Below are 24,158 nucleotides of genomic sequence, written 5' to 3'. Positions count from 1 at the left end.
CATGTTCGAATCCGTCAGCGTCCTCCTCGCCGAGCACGAGGACCTGCAGACGCAGCTCTCCGACCCGGCCCTCCACGCCGATGCCGCCCGCGCCAAGAAGGTCAACCGGCGCTACGCGGAGCTGAGCCAGATCAAGTCGGCCCACTCCGCCTGGATCCAGGCCGGCGAGGACCTCGAGGCCGCGCGCGAGCTCGCCCGCGAGGACGAGGCCTTCGCGGAGGAGGTCCCCGAGCTGGAGGAGTCGCTGCGGGTGGCGCAGGAGAAGCTGCGGCGCCTGCTCATCCCGCGCGACCCCGACGACGGCCGCGACGTCATCATGGAGATCAAGGGCGGCGAGGGCGGAGCCGAGAGCGCGCTGTTCGCGGCCGACCTCCTCCGGATGTACCTGCACTACGCCGAGGCGAAGGGCTGGAAGACGGAGATCCTCGACCGCGACGAGTCCGACCTCGGCGGCTACAAGAACGTGCAGGTCGCGATCAAGAGCAACGCCACCGATCCCTCGCAGGGCGTGTGGGCGCACCTCAAGTACGAGGGCGGCGTGCACCGGGTGCAGCGCGTCCCCGTGACCGAGTCGCAGGGGCGGATCCACACCTCGACCACGGGCGTGCTCGTGTTCCCCGAGGTGGACGCGCCCGAGGAGGTCGCGATCAACCAGAACGACCTGAAGATCGACGTCTACCGCTCCTCCGGTCCCGGCGGGCAGTCCGTCAACACGACCGACTCCGCCGTGCGGATCACCCACCTCCCGACCGGCATCGTCGTGTCGATGCAGAACGAGAAGAGCCAGCTGCAGAACCGTGAAGCGGGCATGCGCGTGCTGCGCGCCCGCATCCTGGCCCGCCAGCAGGAGGAGATCGCCGCGGCGGCCTCGGACGCGCGCAAGACGCAGATCCGCACGATGGACCGCTCCGAGCGCATCCGGACCTACAACTTCCCCGAGAACCGCATCGCCGACCACCGCACCGGCTACAAGGCGTACAACCTCGACGGCGTGATGAACGGCGCGCTCGACCCGGTGGTGGAGAGCGCCATCCAGGCCGACGAGGAGGCCCGCCTGGCCGACATCGGCTCCGAGGAGGCGTGACCCTCGTGACCACCGGCGTCGACGCGCGCACCCTCCTCGCGGACGCGGTCGCCCGCCTCGCCGCCGCCCGCGTCCCCACGCCGGACGTCGATGCGGAGCTGCTTCTCGGGCACCTGCTCGGGCTCGGCCGCGGCCGGCTGCAGGCGCGCCTCATCACGGGGCTGACCGTCGACGACGAGCACGCCGCGGCGTTCGCGAGCGCGATCGAGCGCCGGTCGGCTCGCGAGCCGCTGCAGCACATCACCGGGATCGCACCGTTCCGCTCGCTCGAGCTCGCGGTCGGACCCGGCGTGTTCGTGCCGCGACCCGAGACCGAGGGCGTCGCGCAGATCGCGATCGACGCGCTCCGTGCGGTCGTCGACCCGGAGCCGATCGCCGTCGACCTCGGCACGGGCAGCGGAGCCCTGGCGCTCGCGCTCGCGCATGAGGTGCCGCACGCGCGAGTGATCGGCGTGGAGAACGCTCCCGAGGCGTTCATCTGGGCCCGCGGCAACCGCGAGCGGCTCGGGCTCGAGAACGCCCGCATCGTCTTCGACGACCTCGCCCGCGCACTTCCCGAGCTGGACGGCACCGTCTCGGTCGTCGTCTCGAACCCGCCCTACATCCCGGCCGCCGCCGTCCCGCGCGACCCGGAGGTGCGCCTGTTCGACCCGCCCTCGGCGCTCTACGGCGGCGAGGACGGCCTGGACGTCGTCCGCTCGCTCTCGGCGACCGCCCTCCGCCTGCTCCGCTCCGGGGGAGTGCTGGTGATGGAGCACGGCGAGCTGCAGGGCGCCGAGATCCGCGCCCTGCTCACCGCCGACGGCTGGCGCGGAGCGACCACGCAGCGCGACCTCACCGGCCGCGACCGCGCGACGGTGGCGGTGCGCTGACGCGTCGCGGAGCTCTGCTAGCGTCAGCGGCGATCCGGTGGCCGCACCGGGCAGGCAGGCTCGGGAGGCTCGCATCGCCGCCGCACGCGATCGGCCGCGCCGTGGGCTCCGCCGCCCGCTGCTGATCGTCCTGGCCGTCGTGGTGGTCGCGGCCCTCGTCGTGGTCGCCGTGCGGCTCCTCGAGCGGAGCGACGGAACTGCTCCCGTGGCCTGCGCGCCGTCGTCCGCCTCCGCGTCGCCCGCGCCTGCGATCGGCTCGGTCGACGACTACCTGGGCGGCCGGTCCTACCTCCGCGGCGTGAACGTGTTCGACCTGCAGTCGCGCGTCGACGTCGGAGTCGACTGCACCGCCGGGAATCCGGCCGAGAGCTACGAGTTCCTGGCGGACCGCGGACTCACCCTGGTCCGGCTCGCGGTGCCCTGGTCGCTCCTGCAGCCGCAGGCCGACGGGGAGAGCACCGACGACGCTCTGGCGAAGGGGCTCGATCCGGCGGCGGTCGCGCTGCTCCGGACCGAGATCGCCGCCATCGGCGCCGCCGGCATGCGCGTCGTGCTCGACCTGCACAACAACGGCACCTATCCGGCGAGCCAGGGCGATCTGCCCGAGGGGACCGTCTGGTTCGGATCCGGGCTCTCGGTATCCCAGGCGCAGAGGGTCTGGACTCTGCTCGCGGCGGAGTTCCAGGACGACGGACGCATCGCCGCCTACGACCTCTTCAACGAGGTGAAGCGGTCGCTGGTCCCCGTCGAGACCTACAAGGCCTACACGCAGGCCGTGGTGTCGGCCGTCCGGGGAACCGGCGATCGGCACACGATCTGGGTCGAGGGGATGCGGGAGGCGACGACGGGCACGGTCGCCGCGATCGCACCCGACGGGCCGTGGATCCAGGACCCGCTGGACCGGACCGTGTACTCGCAGCACTTCTACCCCGGCGGCACGGGCACGACCCTGCGCTCGGACAAGCAGGGCGGCACCGACGAGCATGTCTTCGTGGCGGCGGTGACGACCTTCGGGCAGTGGTGCCGGCGGTACGGGGTGCACTGCTCGGTCGGGGAGGTCGGCTGGCCCAGCGATCAGAGCCTCTCTCTCACCGCGGGCGACGCGGGCTCCTGGACGGACGTCGGCGAAGCCTTCTACACAGCACCGACTGGCTGTTCCCGCTGATCGAGAACGACGAGCCTCTGGTGGTGGTCGCCGTGGGCGGCACGCCGGAGTCCTCGGCCAAAGCGGCGGAGGCGGTCGCCGCCCGCACGTCCCGGATGACCTGGCTCGCGTACGACGGATTCGACCAGCAGTGGCACGGCATCGGCGAGGAGCGGCCGCTCGCCGAGTCGCTCGCCCGTGCCGATCTCGTCCTGGTCGGGATGGGCATGCCCCGCCAGGAGCGCTGGATCCTGGAGAACCGGGACCTCGCCCCGCGGGCGGCGTTCGCGAACGTGGGGGGGGCTGCCTCGACTACATCGCCGGCACGCAGGCGCTCGCCCCGCGGTGGATGGGCGCCCTGGGCGTGGAGTGGCTGTTCCGCCTGGCGCGCGACCCGCGCCGGCTCGCGGCCCGCTACCTCCTCGAGCCGCTGCAGCTGCTCCGCATCGTCCTGTCCGGCCGGTCCCGCGCGAAGCGGACGCCCGGCCCGTGCGACTCTCCGCGGCCCTCCGGCCGGGTGTCGACCGGAGTCGGTCCGCACTGATCCCCGCCGGCGGGCCGCCTCAGGCCTGAGCGGAGTACTTCTCCTCGGTGGCGGCCTTCGCGGGGCGCCACCAGTCCTCGTTGGCGCGGTACCAGTCGATGGTGGCGGCGAGTCCGGCGTCGAAGTCGGTGTAGCGGGGGCGCCAGTCGAGTTCGGTGCGCAGGCGGGTGGAGTCGATGGCGTAGCGGAGGTCGTGTCCGGCGCGGTCGGTGACGTGGTCGAAGGCGTCCTCGGGCTGTCCGAAGGCGGTGAGGATTCGGATGACGACGTCGAGGTTGCTCTTCTCGCCGTCGGCGCCGATGAGGTAGGTCTCGCCGATCTCGCCGCGGTCGATGATGGCCCAGACGCCGGTGTTGTGGTCGTCGACGTGGATCCAGTCGCGGACGTTGGCGCCGGTGCCGTAGAGCTTGGGGCGGATGCCGTCGATGGCGTTGGTGATCTGGCGGGGGATGAACTTCTCGACGTGCTGGTAGGGGCCGTAGTTGTTGGAGCAGTTGGAGATCGTGGCGCGCACGCCGAAGGAGCGCACCCAGGCGCGCACGAGGAGGTCGCTGGCTGCCTTGGTCGAGGAGTAGGGGCTGGAGGGGTTGTAGGGGGTGTGCTCGGTGAAGCGCGCGGGGTCCTCGAGCTCGAGGTCGCCGTACACCTCGTCCGTCGAGATGTGGTGGTACCGCACGTCGTGCGCGCGCACCGCCTGCAGGAGCGCGAAGGTGCCGATGACGTTCGTCGCGAGGAAGGGCGTCGGGTCGTGCAGCGAGTTGTCGTTGTGCGACTCCGCGGCGAAGTGGACCACCAGATCCGCATCGGCGACCAGCCGGTCCACCAGCTCGGCGTCGGCGACGTCGCCCTCGACCAGCCGCACGCGGTCGGCGACGGGGGCGAGGGAGTCGCGGCTGCCCGCATAGGTGAGCTTGTCGAGCACGGTGATCCGCGCGTCGGGACGCTCGCGCAGGGTGAGGTGGACGAAGTTGCTGCCGATGAAGCCGGCACCGCCGGTGACGAGGATCCGCACGGGTTCTCCTGGAGGTCGGGAAGGTCGGGGGAGGCCGGGCTCAGCGGCCCGCGTTCACGCCTTCGAGGCTGAGCAGGCGGTGGAGGTAGGCGCCGTATCCGCTCTTGACCAGCGGTGCGGCGAGCTCGGCGAGGCGGGCGTCGTCGATCCAGGAGTTGCGCCAGGCGATCTCCTCGATGCAGCCGATCTTGAACCCCTGCCTCTGCTCGATCACGCGCACGAACTCCGTCGCCTCGATCATGGAATCGAAGGTCCCGGTGTCGAGCCAGGCCGTTCCCCGGTCGAGCACCTGGACGTTCAGCCGCCCCGCCTCGAGGTAGCGCTCGTTGATCGTCGAGATCTCGAGCTCGCCGCGGGCCGAGGGCGTGATCGTCTTCGCGATCGCCACGACGTCGTTGTCGTAGAAGTAGAGGCCGGGCACGGCGTAGTTGCTGCGCGGCTGCTCGGGCTTCTCCTCGATGGAGACGGCTCGGAAGTGCTCGTCGAACTCGACGACCCCGTAGGCGCGCGGGTCGGCGACCTGGTAGGCGAAGATGACGGCGCCCTCGATCGTGGTGTTCGCCGCGAGGGCGGTGCCCAGGGCGGTGCCGTGGAAGATGTTGTCGCCCAGGACCAGGGCGACCGACTCGTCGCCGATGAACTCCTCGCCGATCAGGAACGCCTGCGCGAGCCCGTCGGGGGAGGGCTGCACGGCGTACTCGATCCGCATGCCCAGGCTCGACCCGTCGCCCAGCAGGGCGCGGAACTGGTCGTTGTACTCGGGGGTCGTGATCACGAGGACCTCGTCGATCCCGGCCATCATCAGCGTCGACAGCGGGTAGTAGATCATCGGCTTGTCGTAGATCGGCATCAGCTGCTTCGAGATGCCCTTGGTGATCGGCCACAACCGCGACCCCGAACCACCCGCGAGGACGATGCCCCTCATCGGAGCAGCCCCGGGTGAGGAGCGGCGGCGGGGGTCCGCTGCACCGCCGAGGGGAGCGTGAAGATCTGCGGGGAGAGGGTCACGGAGCCGACTCTATCGGCGGCGCCTCGGTGCCTCCGCATGCCGGTGCAGCGGGCGCGGAACCCGTGGCGGGGACTGACGGTCGAGCGACCGCTGCCGACGCGATCCGACTCCGTGAGCGGCGCGCACGCCGCCTCCGCGTCCGTATCGCGCCTCCCACTCGGAGGCCGCCGGGCACGGGGATAACTTCTCCGACGTCCGCGGCTCCGCCTGCCGCGACGGAGAGAGGTACCGCCCTGTGCACGAGGTCATCGACCAGCGGGACTCCGCGCTCCTTACGTCTCCCGGTCCCTGCCGCCGATTCCCCCTGACGGGGGGAGTCCGCCCGTGCTGACCATCGGGATCGTCGCCCTCGATGCCTGGCACGCGGCTCCGCTCGAGCGCGGCTGGCGCCGCCAGGGACACCGCGTGGTCGTGGTGACCGGTGACCCGGAGGGGTTCAGCGGGGCGGAGCTCCGCACCAGCGTGCTCGCCCGCTTCCTCGAGCCCGCCGGCCGGAGGGGCGCCGGGTCCGTCGGGCTCGCCGTCGTCACGCGCCGGGCCCGCCGACTGCTCGCTCCGGGCCGGCCCGACCTCGTGGTGGCTCTCCCGGGGACGGCCGTGGAGCTCGCCGGGCTCGCTCCGATGACCGTCCTCCTGGCCGACGACCTCCCGGCACTCCCGCGCCTCCGGTTCGAGGAGGAGCGCCGCGGTGCTGTCGTCGTCACCCCGACGGAGCGGCTCGCGTCAGCCCTCGCGGGAACGGTCGTGCCTCTGGGCCTGCCGGACGCGTCGTTCCCGACGCCGTCCGCCCCCGACGGGCCCCTCCGCTTCGCCGCCGTGGGAGCCTCCGGTCTCGACCGGGGCACCGAGCGGCTCGATCTCCTCGCCCGGCTGGACGGCACCGAGTACGTCACCGTGATCGACGACGGCGGCGGGATCGCCGACGACCTCGCATCGGGGCTGCGCTCCGTCGGCGAGCAGGACCGCGACGGCGTCGTCGAGGTGCTCCGCCACTCCCACGCGTACGCCCATCTGACGCCGTCGACGACCGGCGCGGCCGCCGGACTCGACGCGCTGGCGAGCGGGCTGCCGGTCCTCGCGATCGAGTCGAGCGTCCTGGCCGATCTCTGCGCGGCGGGGGCGGGCGTGGTCCTCTCCGACGACGCGACGCGCGAGGAGTACGAGGACGCCCTCCACCGGCTCCGACGCGAGTGGACGGCTCTCTCCCGGGGGGCCGCCGAGCTCGCGCGGGAGCGCCCGTGGTCCGTCGCGGCCGAGGAGATCCTCGCCCTCGCGGAGGGACGCGTCCGTGTCGCCTGAACCGGTCCCGGCTGTCGGCGCCTCCGCCGACGCGATGCTGCCGAACGCCGTCGCCCTGCGCCTGGCCGCCGTGCTGGTGCAGTACACCCTGCGGACGCACGGCGTCCGCAGCCTCGTGGTGAAGGGCGAGGGTCTGCACCGCCAGGGGATCCGCGCGCCGATGACGTCGGCCGACGTCGACCTCTGGGTCGACCCCGAGCGCTTCGACGAGGCTCTCGGGCTGCTCGCCTCGATGGGCTGGCGCCGCCGCGCCGAGGCTCTCAGCTGGACGCTCTTCGTCGACCACTCGATCACGCTCGTCCACCCCTCGTGGCCGTGCGACGTCGACGTCCACCGCTCCTTCCCGGGTGCCTTCGAGGAGGAGCGGATCGTCTTCGACCGCCTCTGGGCGGCCGCCGAGGATCTGCCGCTGAGCGACGAGACCCTGCGGATCCCCGGGCGCGCGCACCACCTCGTGCTGCACGCCCTGCACCAGCTGCGCAGCGCGCGCTCCGCCTCGGCGACCACGGCGCTGGCGGTTCTGAAGGCGCACGGCGCCGGCCTTCCGAGCGAGGAGCGCGAGGCGATCCGCGACGCGGCCGTCGAGCTCGGCGCGCAGACGCCGATGACGGAGCTCCTCACCTCCTGGGGAGTCCCCGCCGCGCCTGAGGAGCGCTACCGGCACGCCCAGACTCTCTGGGACGTGCGCCGCAGCTCCGACCGGCACACCTTCAACTGGCTGCACGCCGTGGCGTCCGCTCCCTGGCGCCTGAAGGGAGGCCTGCTGCTGAGAGCCGCCTTCCCCACCCGCGCGGATCTCGAGGCGAGCCATCCCGAGGCGACGACGATCCGACGTCGGCTCCGGCTCCGGGGGGAGCGGACCCTGCGGGCGCTCCGAGGCCTCCCCTCCGCCCTCACCGGTTTCGCCAGGGTGGCGCTGAGCGGCCGCAGCGAGGAGCAGGGCCCGGCGTCCTCGTTCGATGCGATCGCGGCGACCACGGCGCCGGTGAGCGACCTCCCGGCCTCGTCCGATCCCGCGGCGAGCGCCGTGCATCCGGTGGAGGCCTCCGCCGGGGCGCAGGGTGGCAGCGCGCCGCCGGCCCAGCGCTTCGCCGTCGAGCGCACGGACCGTCAGGTCTACGTGCTCGACCTGTCCCGCCCGTCGGTGCCCCCGATCGTGCTCTCGCTGAGCGCCGCCTCGGTCTTCGAGGCCGTGATCCGGCAGCGCCGACCCCGGGACGAGGTCGTCGACCTCCTCGCCGATCACTACGATGTCGACCGCGGGACGATGGGCCGCGACGTCGACGCCGTCCTGGCCGAACTCGACGTCCGCTTCCCGGGCGCGGTTCCCGACGGGGCGCTCTCATGAGGGCCGCCCGTTCCCGATCCCTGCGGATCCTGCACGTCCTCGACTCCTTCGAGGACGGCGGAGCGCAGCGTGTGGCCCTCTCCCTGGGCGCGTGGAGCCGCGAGCACGGCTGCGAGACCGCCTACTGGGGGCGTCCCGGGCCGCTCAGCGACCGCGCCGCGCAGGAGTCGCCCGTCTTCGTGGTGCCGAGACCGAGACAGGGCTTCGCCGCCGATCTCCGCGGCCTCGCTCTCGCCGTCCGCCGGTTCCGCCCGCACATCCTGCACGCCCACCAGCGCCGCGAGGCTCTGCTGGCCCTCCTCATCGGCGCCGCGCTCGGTGTCCCCGTGGTCGAGCACGCGCACACCGAGCTGCCCGGGATCGACAGGCGAGCGCTCTCCTTCCGCTCCCGGCGGGTGTTCGCCGTCTCCGCCTCCGTGGGGCGGATGGTCGTCGAGGGCTACGGCCGCCCGCAGGATCGCGTCGTGGTCACCGGCAACGCCCCGGCGAACGTCACCGCGGAGCCCGCGAGCGCGCCGGAACTCGCCGAGCCGGTCGTCCGCGTCCTCGGCATCGGGCGGCTCGCGGAGCAGAAGGACCCGGTCCGCTTCCTCGCGGCCGTCGAGGCCCTCGCCCGGGTCCGGCCCGTCACCGGCACCTGGCTCGGCGACGGTCCGATGCTGCCGGTGCTGCGCGAGCGCGCCCGGGGAGCCGGAGTGGTCGACTTCGCCGGTCCGTCGGCGGACGTGACCGGAGCGCTGGACGCGGCGCACCTCCTCCTGTCGACCTCGCGGTGGGAGGGGACTCCGCTCGTGATGCTGGAGGCGATGGCCCGCCGTCGCCCGGTCGTGGCGACCGACGTCGGCGGTGTGGGTGAGCTGCTCGCCGACGGTCGGGGCCTCCTGCTCCCCGCCGACGCCGACGGTCGGGGCCTCCTGCTCCCCGCCGACGCCGACGGGGAGCGGATCGCCGAGCTCCTCGCCGCCGCTCTGGAGCGACCCGAGGGGCTCCTGATGCAGGCCGACCGCGCGAAGGCGTGGGTGGACGAGGCCGCCTCGCCCGACGCCGTCTTCGGACCCGTCGTCGCCGCCTACCGCGAGCTCGGGGGCCGACGGTGAGCGGGGGCGTGCACTCGGTGACCGTCGTGGCTCCCTGCTACAACGCGATCGCCCGGCTCGACGGCTTCCTCGCGCGGCTCGCACTCACTCTCGGACCGGGGACGCGGGTCGTCCTCGTCGACGACGCGTCCTCGGACGGCACGGCGGAGGTGCTCGAGAAGTGGGCCGAGGGACGCGAGGACGCCCGGGTCCTGCTCCTCGAGCAGAACGGCGGCGTCGCTGCCGCCCGGAACCGCGCCCTCGACGGCATCGACTCCGAGTTCGTCTGGTTCGTGGACGTCGACGACGAGTGGGACACGGAGATCCTCCGGACCCTCACCGCCGAGGCCGAGCGGACGGCGGCCGACGTCGTCGTCTGCCGGGCGCTCTACCGCACCCGGCAGTCGACCTCCGGACGTGTGATCGACGGCCTCGACCGGCGCGAACTGGTCTCGTCCGAACTCGCTCTCGAGCGGATGGCGTCCGGGCGCCTGCACGGCTTCCTCTGGAACAAGCTCTTCCGCCGCGCCGTCCTGCAGGAGGAGCTCTTCCCGCGCTTGAGCTCCCAGTCCGACTTCGTCGGCGTGCTGCGGGCGGTCCAGGCGTCGGAACGGGTGCTCTTCGTGCCGGAGATCCTCTACTCCTACGTCTACACGGCGTCCTCGATCACCCGTCGGCGCGACCCGGACCTCCGGAACCTCCTGGTCTGCGCCGAGGAGATGCGCGCGGCGCTCGCCCGAACGTTCGAGGAGGTGCCGCGACCGCTGTCGGACTGGTTCACGACCTGGTTCTACGCCGTTCCCGTCGCGCTCACCCCGATCCGCCAGAACTCCGACGCGGCGCTCGTCGAGACCGGCGTCCGGCTCGGGTCCGAGGCGCTGCGCGACGTCCGCGTGCTCCGCTCCGCGCGGTCGCCGCGGCTGCTCGTCCTGGGGCTGGTGCTCAAGCACGTCCCCGACGCCTTCACGGCGCTCAGCCGGATCCTCTACGCCGTGCACGACACCCGCCGCCGGCTCTCCGATCGGAGGAGCACCCGGTGGACGACGTGACCGTCCCCGTGCAGGCGGCCGCGACCGGCCCCTTCCGCACACCAGCTCCGTTCCCTCCCTCCCGCACCGACCCCCGAGGAGCACCGGCATGACCTCCTACATCACCGGCCGCATCGAGCGGATGCCGGCCAGCATCACCACGCTCGACGAGGCGGCGGAGGCCGTGCTCGAGCTGTCCCGGAGCGGCCGCGACGAGCTGGTCGTCACGCCGAACACCGACCACTTCGTGCGCTGGAAGCACTCCGGCGAGTTCCGGCGGTACTACGGCCGGGCGTCCCTCGTGGTGCTCGACGGGGCGCCTCTGGTCTGGCTGGCCCGCTCGTACGGCCACCGCACGGCGAGCCGCGTGACGGGCATCGACCTCTTCACCGAGGTCTGCCGCCGCGCGGCGCTCGAGGGTGCGCCGGTCGCTCTCATCGGCGGACGCCCCGGAGTCGGCGATCGCGCAGCCGCCGAGCTGCAGCAGCGCTTCGCCGGGCTCCAGGTTCCGGTCGTCGTCTCGCCGGAGCCGGCCGAGCTCGCGGACGACGCCTACCTCGCCCGCCTCTCCTCGACTCTGCGCACGGCCGACGTCCGCATCGTCGCGCTCTGCCTCGGCTCCCCCAAGCAGGAGGAGGTTCGCGAGCGCCTGCTCGCCGTCGGCGGCACGGGAGCGGTGTGCCTCGGCGTCGGCGCCGCCGTGGACTTCCTCGCCGGCGAGATCCCGCGGGCGCCGCTCGTGGTGCAGCGCCTCGGCCTCGAGTGGGCGCACCGGCTCAGCCGGGAGCCCGGCAGGCTCTGGCGGCGCTATCTGGGCGACGCCGTGCGGGTGCTGCCGAGCGTGGTCGCGGCCCTCCGCTACCGGGTGCGCCGTGCCGTCCGCTGAGCACGCGGGCGGCGTCGCCGGCGAGAGGCCGCTGGTCCTGGTCTGGAAGCGCGCGTGGCTGCAGGACTCCGAGACGTTCGTCCGCAATCAGATGCACGGACTCGAGCGCTGGCGCGCCCTCGGAGTGGGCCTCGAGCGCACCGGCTCGGGCGTCCTCCACGACCGCACGGACATCGTCCTGCACGATCCGATCACCCCTCGCGGGCGGCGGTCCCTCCTCCTGCGATGGCTCGGAGTGTCACGACGGCTCGACGCGATCGTCGATGAGCACCGGCCCGCCCTCATCCATGCGCACTTCCTCATCGACGCCGTCTCCATCGCCCGGTACGCACGGAGGAGGCGCCTTCCGCTCGTCGTGACGGGGCACGGCTACGACGTGACCAGCTGGCCGCTCGCGACCGGAGCTCCGCGCCTGCTCCGACCCCTCGCCCGAGCTCACCGCGCCCTCGAGGCCCGCACCGTCTTCCGTACCGCGCACGCGGTGATCGGCGTGTCCCGCTTCATCACCGACGGGCTCCTGCGCCTGGGGGCGGACCCGCGGCGCACCGGAGTGGGCTACATCGGCGTCCCGACCTCCCGCCCCGAGGCCGCACCGGCTGCGGAGCGCGCGGGAATCGTCTTCGTCGGACGCCTCACCGACAAGAAGGGCGTTCCGGATCTGCTCGAGGCGGTCGCCGCCCTCCCCGGACCGATCCGGGACGTCCCCCTGACCGTCGTCGGCGACGGCCACCTGCGGGAGGCGCTCGTCGAGCAGGCGGCGCGGCTGGGCCTGCAGGTGACCTTCACCGGCTCCCTGCCCCCCGCCGAGGTCGCCCGCATCCTCGCCGGCGCCGCGGTCTTCTGCGCACCGTCGCGGACCGCGGCGACAGGCGACTCCGAGGGCTTCGGCATGGTCTTCCTCGAGGCCGCGCTCGCAGGCGTCCCCGTCGTCTCGTACCGCCACGGCGGCGTCCCGGAGGCGGTCCAGGACGGCGTCACCGGGCTGCTCGTCCCGGAGGGGGACGTGCCCGGCCTGACCGGGGCGCTCGCCGCCCTGCTCCGGGACCCGGACCGCGCGACGCGGATGGGCGCGGCCGGGCGGGAGCGCGTGCTCGCCTCGTTCGACCTCGCCGAGCGGATCCGCGACCTAGAGGACCTCTACGACCGGACGGCCGGGCGGTCAGCGTCGACGACGGACGGAGATCGCGGATGAGCCGCGCCGAGCACCGCGCCGACGATCCGCGACCGGGCCTCCGTCCGGCCTCCGCCGGGCGGGAGAGGTGAGCCTGCGCCGGAGCACCGTCGACGCGACCGCCTGGACGGCGGTCTCGTTCGCCGTCGCGCTCGTCGTGCAGCTCGGGCAGTTCGCGCTCCTGGCGAGACTGCTGGACCCCTCCGAGATGGGGATCATCGCGATCGTCGCCCTGCTCAACGCGTTCGTCGACATCTTCCTCGGAATGGGGGTCGCCCAGGCGATCATCCAGCGCCGGCGGGCGACCAGCTTCGAGCTCTCGTCGGTCTTCTGGCTCAACCTCTCCGTCGGGCTCCTGGTCACCGTCGCCGTCCTCCTGGGCGCCGCACCGATCGCCTCCCTGCTCGGGTCCGCCGCCGCGGCGCCGGTCCTCACCGTCGCCTCGCTCGTGTTCGTGGGCAGCGCAGCCGGGCAGGTGCCGAGAGCGGTGCTCGAGAAGGGGATCCGGTTCCGAGCGGTCGCCGTGTCCGAGACGATCGCTCTCGTCGGCGGCTTCGCCGTGACGGTCTGCCTCGCGGTCTCGGGCGCGGGGGCGCTCTCCTATGCGTGGGGGCTCGTCGCGACCGCGGCTCTGCGCTCCGTGCTCGCCCTCGTGCAGGCCCGCCGCTGGTTCCGGCTGCGGTTCCGGTTCCGGATCCGCGAGACCGCCCGCTTCCTCTCCTTCGGCGTCTTCCAGACCCTCGACGGCATCGTCAACTACCTGGGCTCGAACGCCGGCTCGCTCGCGATCGGCCGCCTGCTCGGACCGGCCCAGCTGGGCGGGTACACCCTGGGATACAACCTCGCCGTGAACCTCCCCGCGAGGGTCAACCCGATCGTGACGCGGGTGATGTTCCCGGTGTTCTCCTCGATCCAGCACGACCGTGAGCGCGTCGCGCGGAACCACCTCCGCGTCACCGCGGTGCTCAGCATGGCGAGCATCCCGCCGCTGATGCTGGTGGCGCTGCGCTCCGAGGAGATCGTGCGGCTGTTCTACGGACCCGGCTGGGGCTGGATCGCGGGCATGACGAGCGCACTGACGGTGGTGGGCGCGGTGCGGGCGATCGGCAATCCGGTCGGCTTCATCCTGATGGCGATGGACCGGGTGCGGTTCGGGCTGGTCGTGAACATCGTGAAGACCGCGATCACGGTCCCGATGATCGTCGGCGGGGGAGTGCTGTTCGGACTCGACGGCTTGATCGGCGGGCTGCTGCTCTCGAGCGCTCTCGGCTTCGCCGTCACCTGCGCCGTGCTGCGGGTGGTGCTCGGAGTGCGCCTCGGCGCGTTCCTGCGCGCGTGCGCCGCGGGGCCGCTGCTCGCCGCACCGATGGCGATCGTGCTGCTCCTGCTCCGCCTGCTCCCCGAGGGCGCGCCCCTGCGGCTGCTCCCGGTGGAGCTGGCGCTCGCGGGCCTCGTGCTGGGAGCGACCGCCCTCCTGGCGCCGGGGCGCGACATCGCCGAGGCGCGATCGCTCGTCCTGTCGCGACTGCCCGCCCGGCTCCGGCTCGGCTCCGCCGCCCCGGTCGAGGTCGCCGTGGTGCTGGCCGCCGAGGAGCGCTTCGACGGCAGCGGGGGAGCCGTGGCGACCTGGGTCCGCGAGACGGTGTCCCGGTCCTCGCTCCGGATCGCCGTGCACGCGCCGTGGTCGTCGGCGTCACCGGGCGTGGACGTCAGGCCCCATCGTCTGTACCGGCGGATCTACGCGGTTCAGCGGCGCGCGGCACTCCTCCTGGCGCATCGGCGCGACAGCGACCCGGGCGCCGAGCTGCGCCGGCTGTCCTTCGGCGGGCGCTTCTGGCTGCTGGTGCTCGCTCCGTCGCTGCGCCGTGTCCCGACGGTCTGGATCCACAACCGCCCCCGCTACGCCGTGCGCCTGCGCCGCCTGGGCTACCGGGGGCGGATCGTCGCACACCTGCACAACGACCTGCTCGATCACCTGCCACCCGATCCCGCCGCCGCCCGGCGCTACCTCGACGCGGTCGACGAGTGGATCTTCTGCAGCGAGTTCCTGCGCGCCCGGGCGGTCGACCGGTACGGCCTGATCGCCACAGCCGTCCTGTACAACGGGGTCGTCCCTCCGCCCGAGGTCCCGCCGGCGCCGCTCGGCGGTACTGCGGAGGCGGTCTTCGCCGGGAGGCTGGTGGCCGAGAAGGGAGCCCGCGAGGCCGTCGAGATCGTGAGGCGGATGCGGACCGAGCACGGCGCCGATCTGCGGCTGGTCATCGCCGGCGCATCGGGCCTCGGGGACGACGCGACGCCCACCCCGTACGTCCGAGCGCTCGACGAGGCTGTCGCCGCCCTGCCCGGCGTCGTGCGCCGGCTCCCGTTCCTCCGGCACGAGGACCTGCTGGAGCTGTTCGGCTCCTCGGCGCTCCTGCTCTACCCCTGCCGCTGGGACGAGCCGTTCGGGATGGTGGTGGTGGAGGCGCTCTCGCGGGGGATCCCCGTCGTGACGGTCGAGCGCGGAGGCCTCCCCGAGATCCTGCGCACCTCCGACGGAGTGGTCGACGGATCCGTCCTCGTCCCGCCGGGCACGGAGGAGGAGGTCGCGGACGCCGTCCTCGCGGAGCTCCCCGCCCTCATCGCCTCGCTGCGCGATCCCCGGCGACGCGCGGAGGTCGCTGCGGCGTCGCGGCGCCGAGCGGCGGACTTCGGCTGGCCGGGCATCGCCCGCCGCGCGGACGAGCTGCTGGCAGACCCCCGTGGCTGAGGCGCGGGGCCGCCGCGCGCACGCGGATCGACGTTCCGCGCCAAGCCCGTCGAGGCTCGTGCCGCGCGATTAGTGTCGGCGCGACATGCCACCTGCATCCCCTCTCCCGCCCGCGTCCGCCGACGCCACCGCCTCTCCCGTGCTGCTCGATCCGCCTCCCGCCCCGGACCGGCGCCCGCGGACGACCCTCCCGCCGCGAGAGGTCGGCCCGTCGTCCCGGAATCGGCGCGCCGCTCCTCCGCTCCGCCAGACGGAGGCCGCCACCAGCACCTCCGCGGAACGGCTCTGACATGGGCCGCCACGCCGACGATGCCCTCCTCCGCCGCCCGACCGCCTCTCGTCCCTCCGTCATCGCCGCGACCCGCGTCACCGACGCTCCGGAGACCCGCGGGCGGCCGTCGCGCGCGCCGGCGGATCCCGCTCAGCGGCGGCACGAGCGGATCGTCCTCGTCTTCCTCGCGGTGCTCCTGGCGCTGAGCGTCGTGCAGCTCTACACCCTGGGCCCCGTCACCGCTCCGGTCGCCTGGAGCCTGCTCTTCCTCCCGTACTCCGTGGCGCGGCTGCGCGGCGGGCGGATCGACCGGTTCGTGGTCGTGGTCCTCCTCGTGATCGCCGGCACCCTCTTCGCGCTCACCTACTCCGGAGCACGCGCGGCCGCGCTGCGCGACGTGGTCTCCGTCGTCTCCTTCCTCACTCCGTACCTGGCCGTCCGCGGGCTCGGCGACGGCGCCTGGCGTGTCGTCGGCCGCGCCCTCAACTGGGCGGCGCCCGTGTTCCTCCTCCAGGTGACGCTCACGATCCTCTTCCAGCTCGATCCCGTGCAGGAGACCGCCTACCTCCGGTGGCCGGAAGCGGTGCTGTTCTCCGACATCTACGTGCGGGACATCTTCACGACGTCCTTCAACAACGTCCTGCAGGAGAAGTCGGGAGGGTTCTTCCTCAACGGCAACATCGCCTCGATGTACATGGCCACGACCGGCGCGCTGGCCTTCGCCGTCTGGAGACGGCAGCGGGGGAGTCTCCTCCTGCTCGTCGCCGTCGCCGGGCTGGTCGGCGCCCTCTTCACGCTGTCCAAGACCGCGATCGTCCTCGCGATCGTCCTGCCCCTGCTGGTCGCCGCGATCCGCGGACTCAAGGGACGCAGCCTCGGTCCGGTCGCCTGGATGATCACCATCCCCTCCGGGATCACGGCCGTGTACGCCGTCGCCGTGTCCTTCCCGCAGCTGGCGGAGGCGGGCGTGCTCACGCTCGGGGCCCGCGGCGACTTCCTGCGCCTGGCTGCGAGCGCGTTCCCCGACAACTGGCTGCTGGGGCTGGGGTACGGCGGATGGCAGGAGCTGTGGCTGGCGCGCGGGTCGCAGTTCACCCAGCACAGCGAGCCGCGCCCGCCCCACAACCTCCTCGTCACCGCGTGGACCAACGGCGGACTCCCGATCGCGCTCCCCGTCCTCGCGTTCCTCCTCCTCGCCACCGTCGCCGTCGTGCGCCTGCTCCTCCGGGTCGCCCGGAACGAGGCCGTCGCCGTCGGTGCGCTCGCCGTCGCCGTCCTCTGGACGTTCCTGCACGGGATGGCCGACAACACCACCTGGTTCGGCGATCAGCACTCGCTCGCGACGCTCGCCGTCTCCGTGGCGCTCGTGGGCGTCCTGTCGGCGGAGGCGCCCGCGCCGGGCCGAGTGCCTCACGGAAGCGCTCCGGCGGCCTCGGCCGGCGCGGGTCGGGCGCCGCTGCGACGGCCGCCGAGCCCCGGCCTCGGGCGGCGCTGACGCGACCGCCGCGCCGCAGCCGGTCCGGACACGGACCGCGCCGGTATCATCGACCCGTTATGGCACGCATCTACGACTGCTCCGTCGACACGGACCTCCTGACCGGCACCCGTCTCGCGCGGACGGCCATCGGCCGCGGCGAGCTCGTGGTGATCCCCACCGACACCGTCTACGGCGTCGCGGCCAACGCGTTCGACGCCGCCGCGGTCCAGCGCCTGCTCGACGCGAAGGGACGGACGAGGCAGTCGCCGCCGCCCGTCCTGATCGGGGACGTGGCCGCCCTCGACGCCCTCGCCGAGAACGTGCCGGAGGCGGTGCGCGACCTCGCGCGCGAGTTCTGGCCCGGCGGGCTCACCATCGTCCTGCACGCCCAGCCCTCCCTGGTCTGGGACCTGGGCGAGACGCGCGGGACCGTGGCGCTGCGCATGCCGGACAACCCGGTGACGATCGAGCTCCTCGCCGAGACCGGTCCGCTGGCGGTCTCCTCCGCCAACCGCACGGGGCAGCCCTCGGCCACGACCGCACAGGAGGCGTTCGACCAGCTCGGCGACTCCGTCGACGTCTATCTCGACGCCGGCGCCGCCGGATCGCGCTACAGCGACCGCCCCGCGGGCGCCAGCGAGTCCTCGACGATCGTCGATGCGACAGCGCTGAGCTTCGAGGGCGGCACCCTGCGCATCCTGCGCCAGGGCGTCGTGTCGGCCGAGCGGATCCGCGAGGTCGTCGGCGACCTGCTGCCGGATCCGGACGCGCCCCGCGCCGAGACGTCGGAGCCCGACGCCTCCACGGTCGGCGCGGCGCAGGCCGGGGACCAGCAGGAGCCCGCCGAGACCGCGACCGGCAGCGACCCGTACGCCTTCGAGCGGACCCCGACAGCGCGCCCCGACTGGGCCTCCGGTGCCCGCCTGCAGGACGACTCCGCTCCCGTCGATTCCGCCGATGCGCCGGACACGGGTTCGTCGAGCACGAACGCGCCGACGCCCAACACCGGCACCGGCGCCGCCCGCACCGACTCCGCTCCGGGTGAGTAACCGGTGATCACCTTCGCCCTCGTCTCGCTCGCGGTCGCGCTCGTGACCGGAGCGCTGTCGTGGGTCATCTGGAAGCTGAGCCTGAAGTACCGGCTCTACCCGAAGATCCGCGTCAGGGACATGCACACGCGGCCGACCCCCCGCCTGGGCGGCATCGCGATGTTCCTCGGGATCCTCGTCGGCTTCGGCATCGCCTCCCAGCTGCCCTACTTCCGGCTGGTGTTCGCCAATCCCGAGCCGATCCTCGCGATCCTCGGCGCGAGCCTGCTCATCGTCCTCATCGGCGTCGCCGACGACATCTGGGACCTGGACTGGACCACGAAGCTGGCCGGTCAGCTGATCGCCGCGGGCCTGATCGCCTGGAAGGGCGTGCAGATCGTCTCCCTGCCGATCGGCGGCCTGACCGTCGGCTCGCCGTGGATGTCGCTGATCATCACCGTGCTCGCGATCGTCCTGGTCACCAACGCTCTCAACTTCATCGACGGCCTCGACGGCCTCGTGGCGGGCGTCGCCCTGATCGCCAACGGGGTCTTCTTCCTCTACAGCTACCTGCTGGTGCAGCAGACCTCGCCCACCGACTACTTCAACCTGGCCTCGCTCATCGCGGTCCTGCTCGTCGGCGCCTGCGCCGGATTCCTTCCCATCAACTGGCGTCCGGCGCGGATGTTCATGGGCGACAGCGGCGCACTGCTGATCGGGATGCTGATGGCCACCTCCGCGATCGCGGTCACCGGCCAGATCGACCCGGCCCAGCTCGCGGCGAAGGAGCTCCTGCCCGCGTTCATCCCGATCATCCTGCCGTTCGCGATCCTCGTGGTGCCGCTGATGGACTTCGGCCTCGCCGTGATCAGGCGCCTGCGCGCGGGAAAGTCGCCGTTCAGCGCCGACCGGAAGCACCTGCACCACCGCCTGCTCGACATGGGGCACTCCCACCTGCACGCCGTGCTGATCTTCTACGCGTGGACCGCCGTCGTCGCCGTCAGCTGCCTGCTGATGTTCGTGGTCGACGTGCTGTGGGTCCCGCTCGTCTTCCTCGGAGTCGGTCTGCTGGTCTGCACCGTCGTCACGCTCGCCCCGCTCAGCCGCCGCAAGCGGCTCGAGGCGGCGGCGCAGTCCGCGGAGGCCTCACCCGTCCTCGACCCCCTCGACCGCGCGTCCTCGACGGAGCTGCTCCGTCCGCCGGCCGGACTCCCGATCGACCGGGACACGACAGCGCCGACCACGGCGCGGAAGGAAGCATCATGACCGGAGCCTCCCCGGCCACCCCCCGTCCGCAGCCCGCGTCCGTCCCCGTCCTGCGCCGCGCGCTGGTCGTGGGCGGCCTCTTCGTGCTCGCCCTGGCCGTTCTCGGCACCGTCGTCGGCGGGATCGCCGCCGGGGGAGAGGGCGCGATCGGAGCCCTCCTCGGCGCGATCGTCGGCGGCGTGATGGTGCTCCTCACCGCCGCGAGCATCCTCGTCGCCAACCGCCTCGACATCGGCGGGTTCTTCGCCGTCGTCCTCGGCACGTGGCTCGCCAAGTTCGTGCTGTTCGTGATCGCCGCCCTGGTCCTGCGCGATCAGCCGTGGCTGAACAGCACCGCGATGTTCGTCACGATCATCGTCGCCGTCCTGGGGTCCCTGGTGATCGACGTCCTCGTCGTCTCGCGCTCGCGCATGCCGAACGTCAGCGACATCGCTCGATGAGGACGAGCCGAACGGTTCCTGAGAGGACCACGATTCGGCTCTCAGGCCGTTCTGTTGCTACAGTAGGGACGAATCCCGCAGGCGAACGTGTCCTCAGATCGTCTCATCGTTGATGGCGGTCGTCGAGCACGATCGCCGTCCGAGCGGAAAACCCCACCTTTCGTCGTCGCGAGAGCGTTGCGTCCGAATGATTCGATTCGGTCGGCTGCAACGTGCCACGCCCCGAATTCCAGGAGCTAGCGCTGTTTGCTAACGCTGTGACCCTGTTGGTCTCGTCCTCGACCGGTGAGAGTGACTTCCACACCCCGTCGATCTCCGAGTTCTTCCCGCCCGGTTTCCTCTTCGAGGGAACCCCTTTCGAGATCAACCGCGTCATGCTGGTCCGCTTCATCGCGGTCATCGCACTGATGCTGTTCTTCTGGCTCGGGACGCGCAAGCTGCGCCTCGTCCCCGGCCGCTTCCAGAACGTCGTCGAGCTCGCGTTCGACTTCGTCCGCGTCACCATCGCCAAGGACATCCTCGGCGAGAAGGACGCGCGCCGGTTCCTCCCGATCCTCGTGACGATCTTCTTCGCGATCATCTCGATGAACCTGACCGGCATCGTCCCGTTCCTGAACATCGCGGGGACCTCCGTGGTGGGCATGCCGCTCTTCCTCGGCCTGGTCGCCTACGTGACGTTCATCTACGCGGGCATCAAGGACCGGGGGATGGGCTTCTTCAAGAACGCCCTGTTCCCGCCCGGAGCGCCGTTCCTGATCTACTTCATCCTCACGCCGATCGAGCTGCTGCAGACGTTCATCATCCGTCCGCTCTCGCTCGCACTGCGGCTCGTGATGAACATGATCGTCGGCCACCTCCTGCTGGTGCTGTGCTTCTCGGCCACGCAGTTCTTCCTCTTCAGCTCCCAGATCGACCCGGGCTTCAAGCTCTTCGGCGTCGTGACCTTCGCCTTCGGCGGTGCGTTCACGCTCTTCGAGCTCCTCGTCGCCGTGCTGCAGGCCTACATCTTCACCCTCCTCGCTGCGGTCTACATCCAGTTGGCCGTCGCCGAGGAGCACTGACCCCACTACTCACGGGCTCCCGCCCGTTCTCACGATCACCCCACTGAAAGGACCCACTCGTGGACTCAGTCACCGTTCTCGCCGAACTCACCGGCAACATCGCGACGGTCGGTTACGGCCTCGCAGCGATCGGCCCCGGCATCGGTGTCGGCATCGTCGCGGGCAAGACCGTCGAGGCCATGGCGCGCCAGCCCGAGATGGCCGGCCGCCTCCAGACCACGATGTTCCTCGGCATCGCGTTCACCGAGGTGCTCGCGCTCATCGGCCTCGCCACCTACTTCATCTTCGCGGCGTAGTCGTGTTCAGCACCGCTGTGAACATCGCTGCGGAAGAAGGTGACGTCCCCGCGGTCATTCTGATCCCGGAGTTCTACGACTTCTTCTGGTCGGGGGTGATCTTCCTCATCCTGCTGTTCTTCTTCTGGAGGCTGGTCCTGCCGCGCCTGCAGAAGATGCTCGACGCGCGCTCCGCCGCGATCGAGGGGAACATCGCGAAGGCCGACGAGGCCCAGCGACAGGCCGAGGCCGCCCTCGAGAAGTACACCGCCCAGCTGGCCGAGGCCCGCGCCGAGGCCGGAGTGATCCGCGAGAAGGCGAACGCCGACGGCAACGCGATCGTGGCGGCGAAGAAGGAGCAGGCGCAGGTCGAGGCCGAGCGCATCCTCCACAACGCGCACGCCCAGATCGAGGCGGACCGTCAGGCCGCCGTGGTCTCGCTCCGCTCCGAAGTCGGAACCCTCGCCATCGACCTCGCCTCCGGCGTGATCGGCGAGAGCCTCAACGACGACGCGAAGGCGTCCGCGATCGTGGACCGCTTCCTCGCCGACCTCGAGGCCTCGGAGAAGGCGAACAACTGATGGGCAGCGCGTCCAGGCAGGCACTCGCATCGGCGAAGGCGGAGCTCTCCGCCCTCGCCGGTCAGGCGTCCCTCGACACGGCCCAGCAGCTCTTCGAGGCCGCACGGGTCATCGACGGCCAGGCGCAGCTGCGCGCGGCCCTCGCCGACCCGAGCGCCGACTCGAGCAGCAAGCAGGCTCTCGTCGCCCGCGTGTTCGGTCCCTTCGGCGAGCCGGCCAAGCGCCTGCTCACCGTGACCGTCGGCCACCGCTGGTCGAGCCCGAGCGACATGGTCGCCGGGGTCGAGGAGGTCGGGGTCCGCGCGATCGCGTCCTCCGCTCCGGAGGGCGTCAACCTCGAGAAGGAGCTCCACTCCTTCGGCGAGGTCGTCGCCTCCGACGCCCAGCTCGAGCTCGCGCTCGGCAGCAAGCTCGCCGCCGCCGACTCGAAGGTCGCGCTCGTGCAGCGCCTCCTCGAGGGCAAGGCCGCGGCCGAGACGCTGGCGATCCTCCGGCAGCTGATCGCGCACCCGCGCGGTCGCCGCATCCCGGAGCTCGTCCGCTTCGCAGCAGGCGTGGTCGCCGACCAGGGCGGGTTCATCCTCGCCACGGTCTCGGTCGCCGCACCGATCGCCCCCGAGCAGCTCGACCGGCTCCGCTCGGCGCTCACGCGCCAGTACAGCCGACCGGTCTCCGTCAACGTCGTGGTCGATCCCTCCCTCCTGGGCGGGATGCGCCTGCACGTCGGCGACGAGGTCATCGACGGAACCGTCTCCGCACGGCTGTCCGACCTGAAGCTCCAGCTCGCGTCCTGACGGGCGCACGTATCCTCAGAGGGCACTGCCCTCGACCCCCGCACCATCCAGGTCAGGCCCCGACGACCTCTTCGGCTCGCACGGACCCAACGAATAGGAATTCCCATGGCAGATATCACCATCAGCCCGGATGAGATCCGCGACGCGCTGAAGGACTTCGTCTCGTCGTACGAGCCGGGCAAGGCCTCCACCACCGAGGTCGGCTACGTCATCGACGCCGCCGACGGCATCGCCCACGTCGAGGGCCTCCCCGGCGTCATGGCCAACGAGCTCATCCGCTTCTCCAACGGCGTCCTGGGCCTGGCCCAGAACCTCGACGAGAACGAGATCGGCGTCGTCGTCCTCGGCGAGTTCTCCGGCATCGAGGAGGGCATGGAGGTCACCCGCACCGGCGAGGTCCTCTCGGTCCCCGTCGGCGACGGCTACCTCGGGCGCGTCGTCGACCCGCTCGGCAACCCGATCGACGGACTCGGCGAGATCGCCTCCGAGGGCCGCCGCGCCCTCGAGCTCCAGGCTCCCGGCGTCATGTCGCGCAAGTCGGTCCACGAGCCGCTGCAGACCGGCATCAAGGCCATCGACGCGATGATCCCGGTCGGCCGCGGCCAGCGCCAGCTCATCATCGGGGACCGCCAGACCGGCAAGACGGCCATCGCGATCGACACGATCATCAACCAGAAGGCCAACTGGGAGTCGGGCGACACGAACAAGCAGGTCCGCTGCATCTACGTCGCGATCGGCCAGAAGGGCTCGACCATCGCCTCGGTGAAGGGCGCGCTCGAGGACGCCGGAGCGATGGAGTACACGACCATCGTCGCGTCCCCGGCCTCCGACCCCGCCGGCTTCAAGTACCTCGCCCCCTACACCGGCTCGGCCATCGGCCAGCACTGGATGTACGGCGGCAAGCACGTCCTGATCATCTTCGACGACCTGTCGAAGCAGGCCGAGGCCTACCGCGCCGTGTCGCTCCTCCTGCGCCGCCCGCCGGGACGCGAGGCGTACCCGGGTGACGTCTTCTACCTGCACTCCCGTCTGCTGGAGCGCTGCGCGAAGCTGTCCGACGAGCTCGGCGCCGGCTCGATGACCGGTCTACCGATCATCGAGACCAAGGCGAACGACGTCTCGGCCTACATCCCGACCAACGTGATCTCGATCACCGACGGCCAGATCTTCCTCCAGTCCGACCTCTTCAACGCCAACCAGCGTCCCGCGGTCGACGTGGGCATCTCGGTCTCGCGGGTCGGCGGCGACGCGCAGGTCAAGTCGATCAAGAAGGTCTCCGGCACGCTGAAGCTCGAGCTGGCGCAGTACCGCTCGCTCGAGGCCTTCGCGATGTTCGCCTCCGACCTCGACGCCGCCTCGCGCCGTCAGCTCGCCCGCGGCGCCCGCCTGACCGAGCTGCTCAAGCAGCCGCAGTACTCGCCGTACCCCGTCGAGGAGCAGGTCGTCTCGATCTGGGCCGGAACGAACGGCAAGCTCGACGAGGTTCCGGTCCCCGACGTGCTGCGCTTCGAGCGCGAGCTCCTGGACTACCTGGGCCGCAACACCCAGGTGCTGAACACCCTCCGCGACACCAACGTGCTCTCCGACGACACCGTCGCCGAGCTCAACCGTGCCGTCGACGGCTTCAAGCTGGAGTTCCAGACCGGTGAGGGCAAGCCGCTCGCCTCGGTCGGGCGCGAGGAGCACCAGGCCATCGCGGCCGACGAGGTCGGCCAGGAGAAGATCGTCAAGGGCCGTCGCTGA

Annotated in this window: 22 protein-coding genes and 1 pseudogene; 21 read left to right on the top strand and 2 right to left on the bottom strand. The window is 72.0% G+C overall.

Going from position 1 to position 24,158, the window contains the following annotated elements; translation table 11 throughout:
- The first annotated feature begins 1 nt into the window (after position 1).
- The 5 genes and pseudogenes from prfA (at position 2) to C5C44_RS17495 (ending at position 3,644) form a co-directional block, all read left to right on the top strand.
- On the top strand, positions 2-1,084 hold the full coding sequence (prfA, locus tag C5C44_RS01220) for a peptide chain release factor 1 (protein WP_104225564.1): 1,083 nt from the start codon (positions 2-4) through the stop codon (positions 1,082-1,084).
- The gene (gene prmC, locus C5C44_RS01215; protein WP_104232723.1) at positions 1,081-1,956 is read left to right on the top strand and encodes a peptide chain release factor N(5)-glutamine methyltransferase; all 876 of its coding nucleotides are present in this window, start codon (positions 1,081-1,083) and stop codon (positions 1,954-1,956) included. Before prfA ends, prmC begins: the two co-directional genes overlap by 4 nt.
- Positions 1,957-1,993: 37 nt before the next feature.
- Positions 1,994-3,121 carry a glycoside hydrolase family 5 protein gene (locus tag C5C44_RS01210; RefSeq protein ID WP_104335104.1) on the top strand — a complete coding sequence of 376 codons (1,128 nt, stop codon included), beginning with the start codon at positions 1,994-1,996 and terminating at the stop codon, positions 3,119-3,121.
- Between the two features lie 20 nt (positions 3,122-3,141).
- Positions 3,142-3,384: pseudogene (locus C5C44_RS17500) on the top strand (WecB/TagA/CpsF family glycosyltransferase); the annotation flags it as partial.
- A 65-nt stretch (positions 3,385-3,449) separates the two neighbouring features.
- Entirely contained in the window at positions 3,450-3,644 is a 195-nt protein-coding gene (locus C5C44_RS17495) for a hypothetical protein (protein ID WP_219812626.1), read from the top strand.
- Between the two features lie 19 nt (positions 3,645-3,663).
- Here C5C44_RS17495 and rfbB read toward each other — a convergent pair whose 3' ends face one another.
- Both rfbB and rfbA read right to left on the bottom strand, forming a co-directional pair.
- The gene (gene rfbB, locus C5C44_RS01200) at positions 3,664-4,656 is read right to left on the bottom strand and encodes a dTDP-glucose 4,6-dehydratase (RefSeq protein WP_104225567.1); all 993 of its coding nucleotides are present in this window, start codon (positions 4,654-4,656) and stop codon (positions 3,664-3,666) included.
- 40 nt (positions 4,657-4,696) lie between these two features.
- Positions 4,697-5,581 (bottom strand): glucose-1-phosphate thymidylyltransferase RfbA, encoded by an 885-nt coding sequence (rfbA, locus tag C5C44_RS01195; protein ID WP_104223010.1) that lies wholly within the window; start codon positions 5,579-5,581, stop codon positions 4,697-4,699.
- Between the two features lie 408 nt (positions 5,582-5,989).
- Between rfbA and C5C44_RS01190 the strand changes: the two genes are divergently transcribed.
- From C5C44_RS01190 to atpA, 16 genes are all read left to right on the top strand, one after another.
- A complete protein-coding gene (locus tag C5C44_RS01190; protein WP_104335103.1) occupies positions 5,990-6,964 on the top strand; it encodes a hypothetical protein in 975 nt (324 codons plus the stop codon).
- Positions 6,954-8,312, top strand: coding sequence for a PqqD family peptide modification chaperone (locus C5C44_RS01185; RefSeq protein ID WP_104225569.1), 1,359 nt, complete (start codon positions 6,954-6,956; stop codon positions 8,310-8,312). The genes C5C44_RS01190 and C5C44_RS01185 overlap by 11 nt, the downstream gene beginning before the upstream one ends.
- Positions 8,309-9,409, top strand: coding sequence for a glycosyltransferase family 4 protein (locus C5C44_RS01180; protein WP_104335102.1), 1,101 nt, complete (start codon positions 8,309-8,311; stop codon positions 9,407-9,409). Before C5C44_RS01185 ends, C5C44_RS01180 begins: the two co-directional genes overlap by 4 nt.
- A gap of 8 nt (positions 9,410-9,417) precedes the next feature.
- Positions 9,418-10,437, top strand: a complete 1,020-nt coding sequence (locus C5C44_RS01175; protein ID WP_181132647.1) for a glycosyltransferase family 2 protein — start codon at positions 9,418-9,420, stop codon at positions 10,435-10,437.
- 88 nt (positions 10,438-10,525) lie between these two features.
- A complete protein-coding gene (locus C5C44_RS01170) occupies positions 10,526-11,302 on the top strand; it encodes a WecB/TagA/CpsF family glycosyltransferase (RefSeq protein WP_104223015.1) in 777 nt (258 codons plus the stop codon).
- Positions 11,289-12,494: a glycosyltransferase gene (locus C5C44_RS01165; RefSeq protein ID WP_104291523.1), complete on the top strand. Its 1,206-nt coding sequence runs from the start codon at positions 11,289-11,291 to the stop codon at positions 12,492-12,494. Before C5C44_RS01170 ends, C5C44_RS01165 begins: the two co-directional genes overlap by 14 nt.
- A 67-nt stretch (positions 12,495-12,561) precedes the next feature.
- Positions 12,562-15,222, top strand: a complete 2,661-nt coding sequence (locus C5C44_RS01160; protein ID WP_104297147.1) for an MOP flippase family protein — start codon at positions 12,562-12,564, stop codon at positions 15,220-15,222.
- Positions 15,223-15,512: 290 nt separating this feature from the next.
- Positions 15,513-16,988, top strand: coding sequence for an O-antigen ligase (locus tag C5C44_RS01155; RefSeq protein WP_104323883.1), 1,476 nt, complete (start codon positions 15,513-15,515; stop codon positions 16,986-16,988).
- Positions 16,989-17,047: 59 nt separating this feature from the next.
- On the top strand, positions 17,048-18,019 hold the full coding sequence (locus tag C5C44_RS01150) for an L-threonylcarbamoyladenylate synthase (protein WP_104323882.1): 972 nt from the start codon (positions 17,048-17,050) through the stop codon (positions 18,017-18,019).
- 3 nt (positions 18,020-18,022) lie between these two features.
- Positions 18,023-19,264, top strand: a complete 1,242-nt coding sequence (locus tag C5C44_RS01145) for an MraY family glycosyltransferase (protein WP_181065442.1) — start codon at positions 18,023-18,025, stop codon at positions 19,262-19,264.
- Positions 19,261-19,704: a hypothetical protein gene (locus C5C44_RS01140; RefSeq protein ID WP_104223021.1), complete on the top strand. Its 444-nt coding sequence runs from the start codon at positions 19,261-19,263 to the stop codon at positions 19,702-19,704. The genes C5C44_RS01145 and C5C44_RS01140 overlap by 4 nt, the downstream gene beginning before the upstream one ends.
- 257 nt (positions 19,705-19,961) lie before the next feature.
- On the top strand, positions 19,962-20,765 hold the full coding sequence (gene atpB, locus C5C44_RS01135; RefSeq protein WP_068254016.1) for a F0F1 ATP synthase subunit A: 804 nt from the start codon (positions 19,962-19,964) through the stop codon (positions 20,763-20,765).
- A 59-nt stretch (positions 20,766-20,824) separates the two neighbouring features.
- Positions 20,825-21,061: an ATP synthase F0 subunit C gene (locus C5C44_RS01130; RefSeq protein WP_055794702.1), complete on the top strand. Its 237-nt coding sequence runs from the start codon at positions 20,825-20,827 to the stop codon at positions 21,059-21,061.
- A gap of 2 nt (positions 21,062-21,063) precedes the next feature.
- Entirely contained in the window at positions 21,064-21,621 is a 558-nt protein-coding gene (locus C5C44_RS01125) for a F0F1 ATP synthase subunit B (RefSeq protein WP_244229449.1), read from the top strand.
- Positions 21,621-22,415: a F0F1 ATP synthase subunit delta gene (locus tag C5C44_RS01120; RefSeq protein ID WP_104335100.1), complete on the top strand. Its 795-nt coding sequence runs from the start codon at positions 21,621-21,623 to the stop codon at positions 22,413-22,415. The genes C5C44_RS01125 and C5C44_RS01120 overlap by 1 nt, the downstream gene beginning before the upstream one ends.
- Before the next feature lie 105 nt (positions 22,416-22,520).
- Positions 22,521-24,158 carry a F0F1 ATP synthase subunit alpha gene (atpA, locus tag C5C44_RS01115; protein WP_104223023.1) on the top strand — a complete coding sequence of 546 codons (1,638 nt, stop codon included), beginning with the start codon at positions 22,521-22,523 and terminating at the stop codon, positions 24,156-24,158.

The organism is Rathayibacter sp. AY1F6 (assembly GCF_002932035.1).
In the GTDB taxonomy this organism is placed as follows: domain Bacteria; phylum Actinomycetota; class Actinomycetes; order Actinomycetales; family Microbacteriaceae; genus Rathayibacter.
The sequence above is the reverse complement of the archived record's forward strand: the minus strand, read 5'-3'. Positions and strand labels throughout refer to the sequence as shown.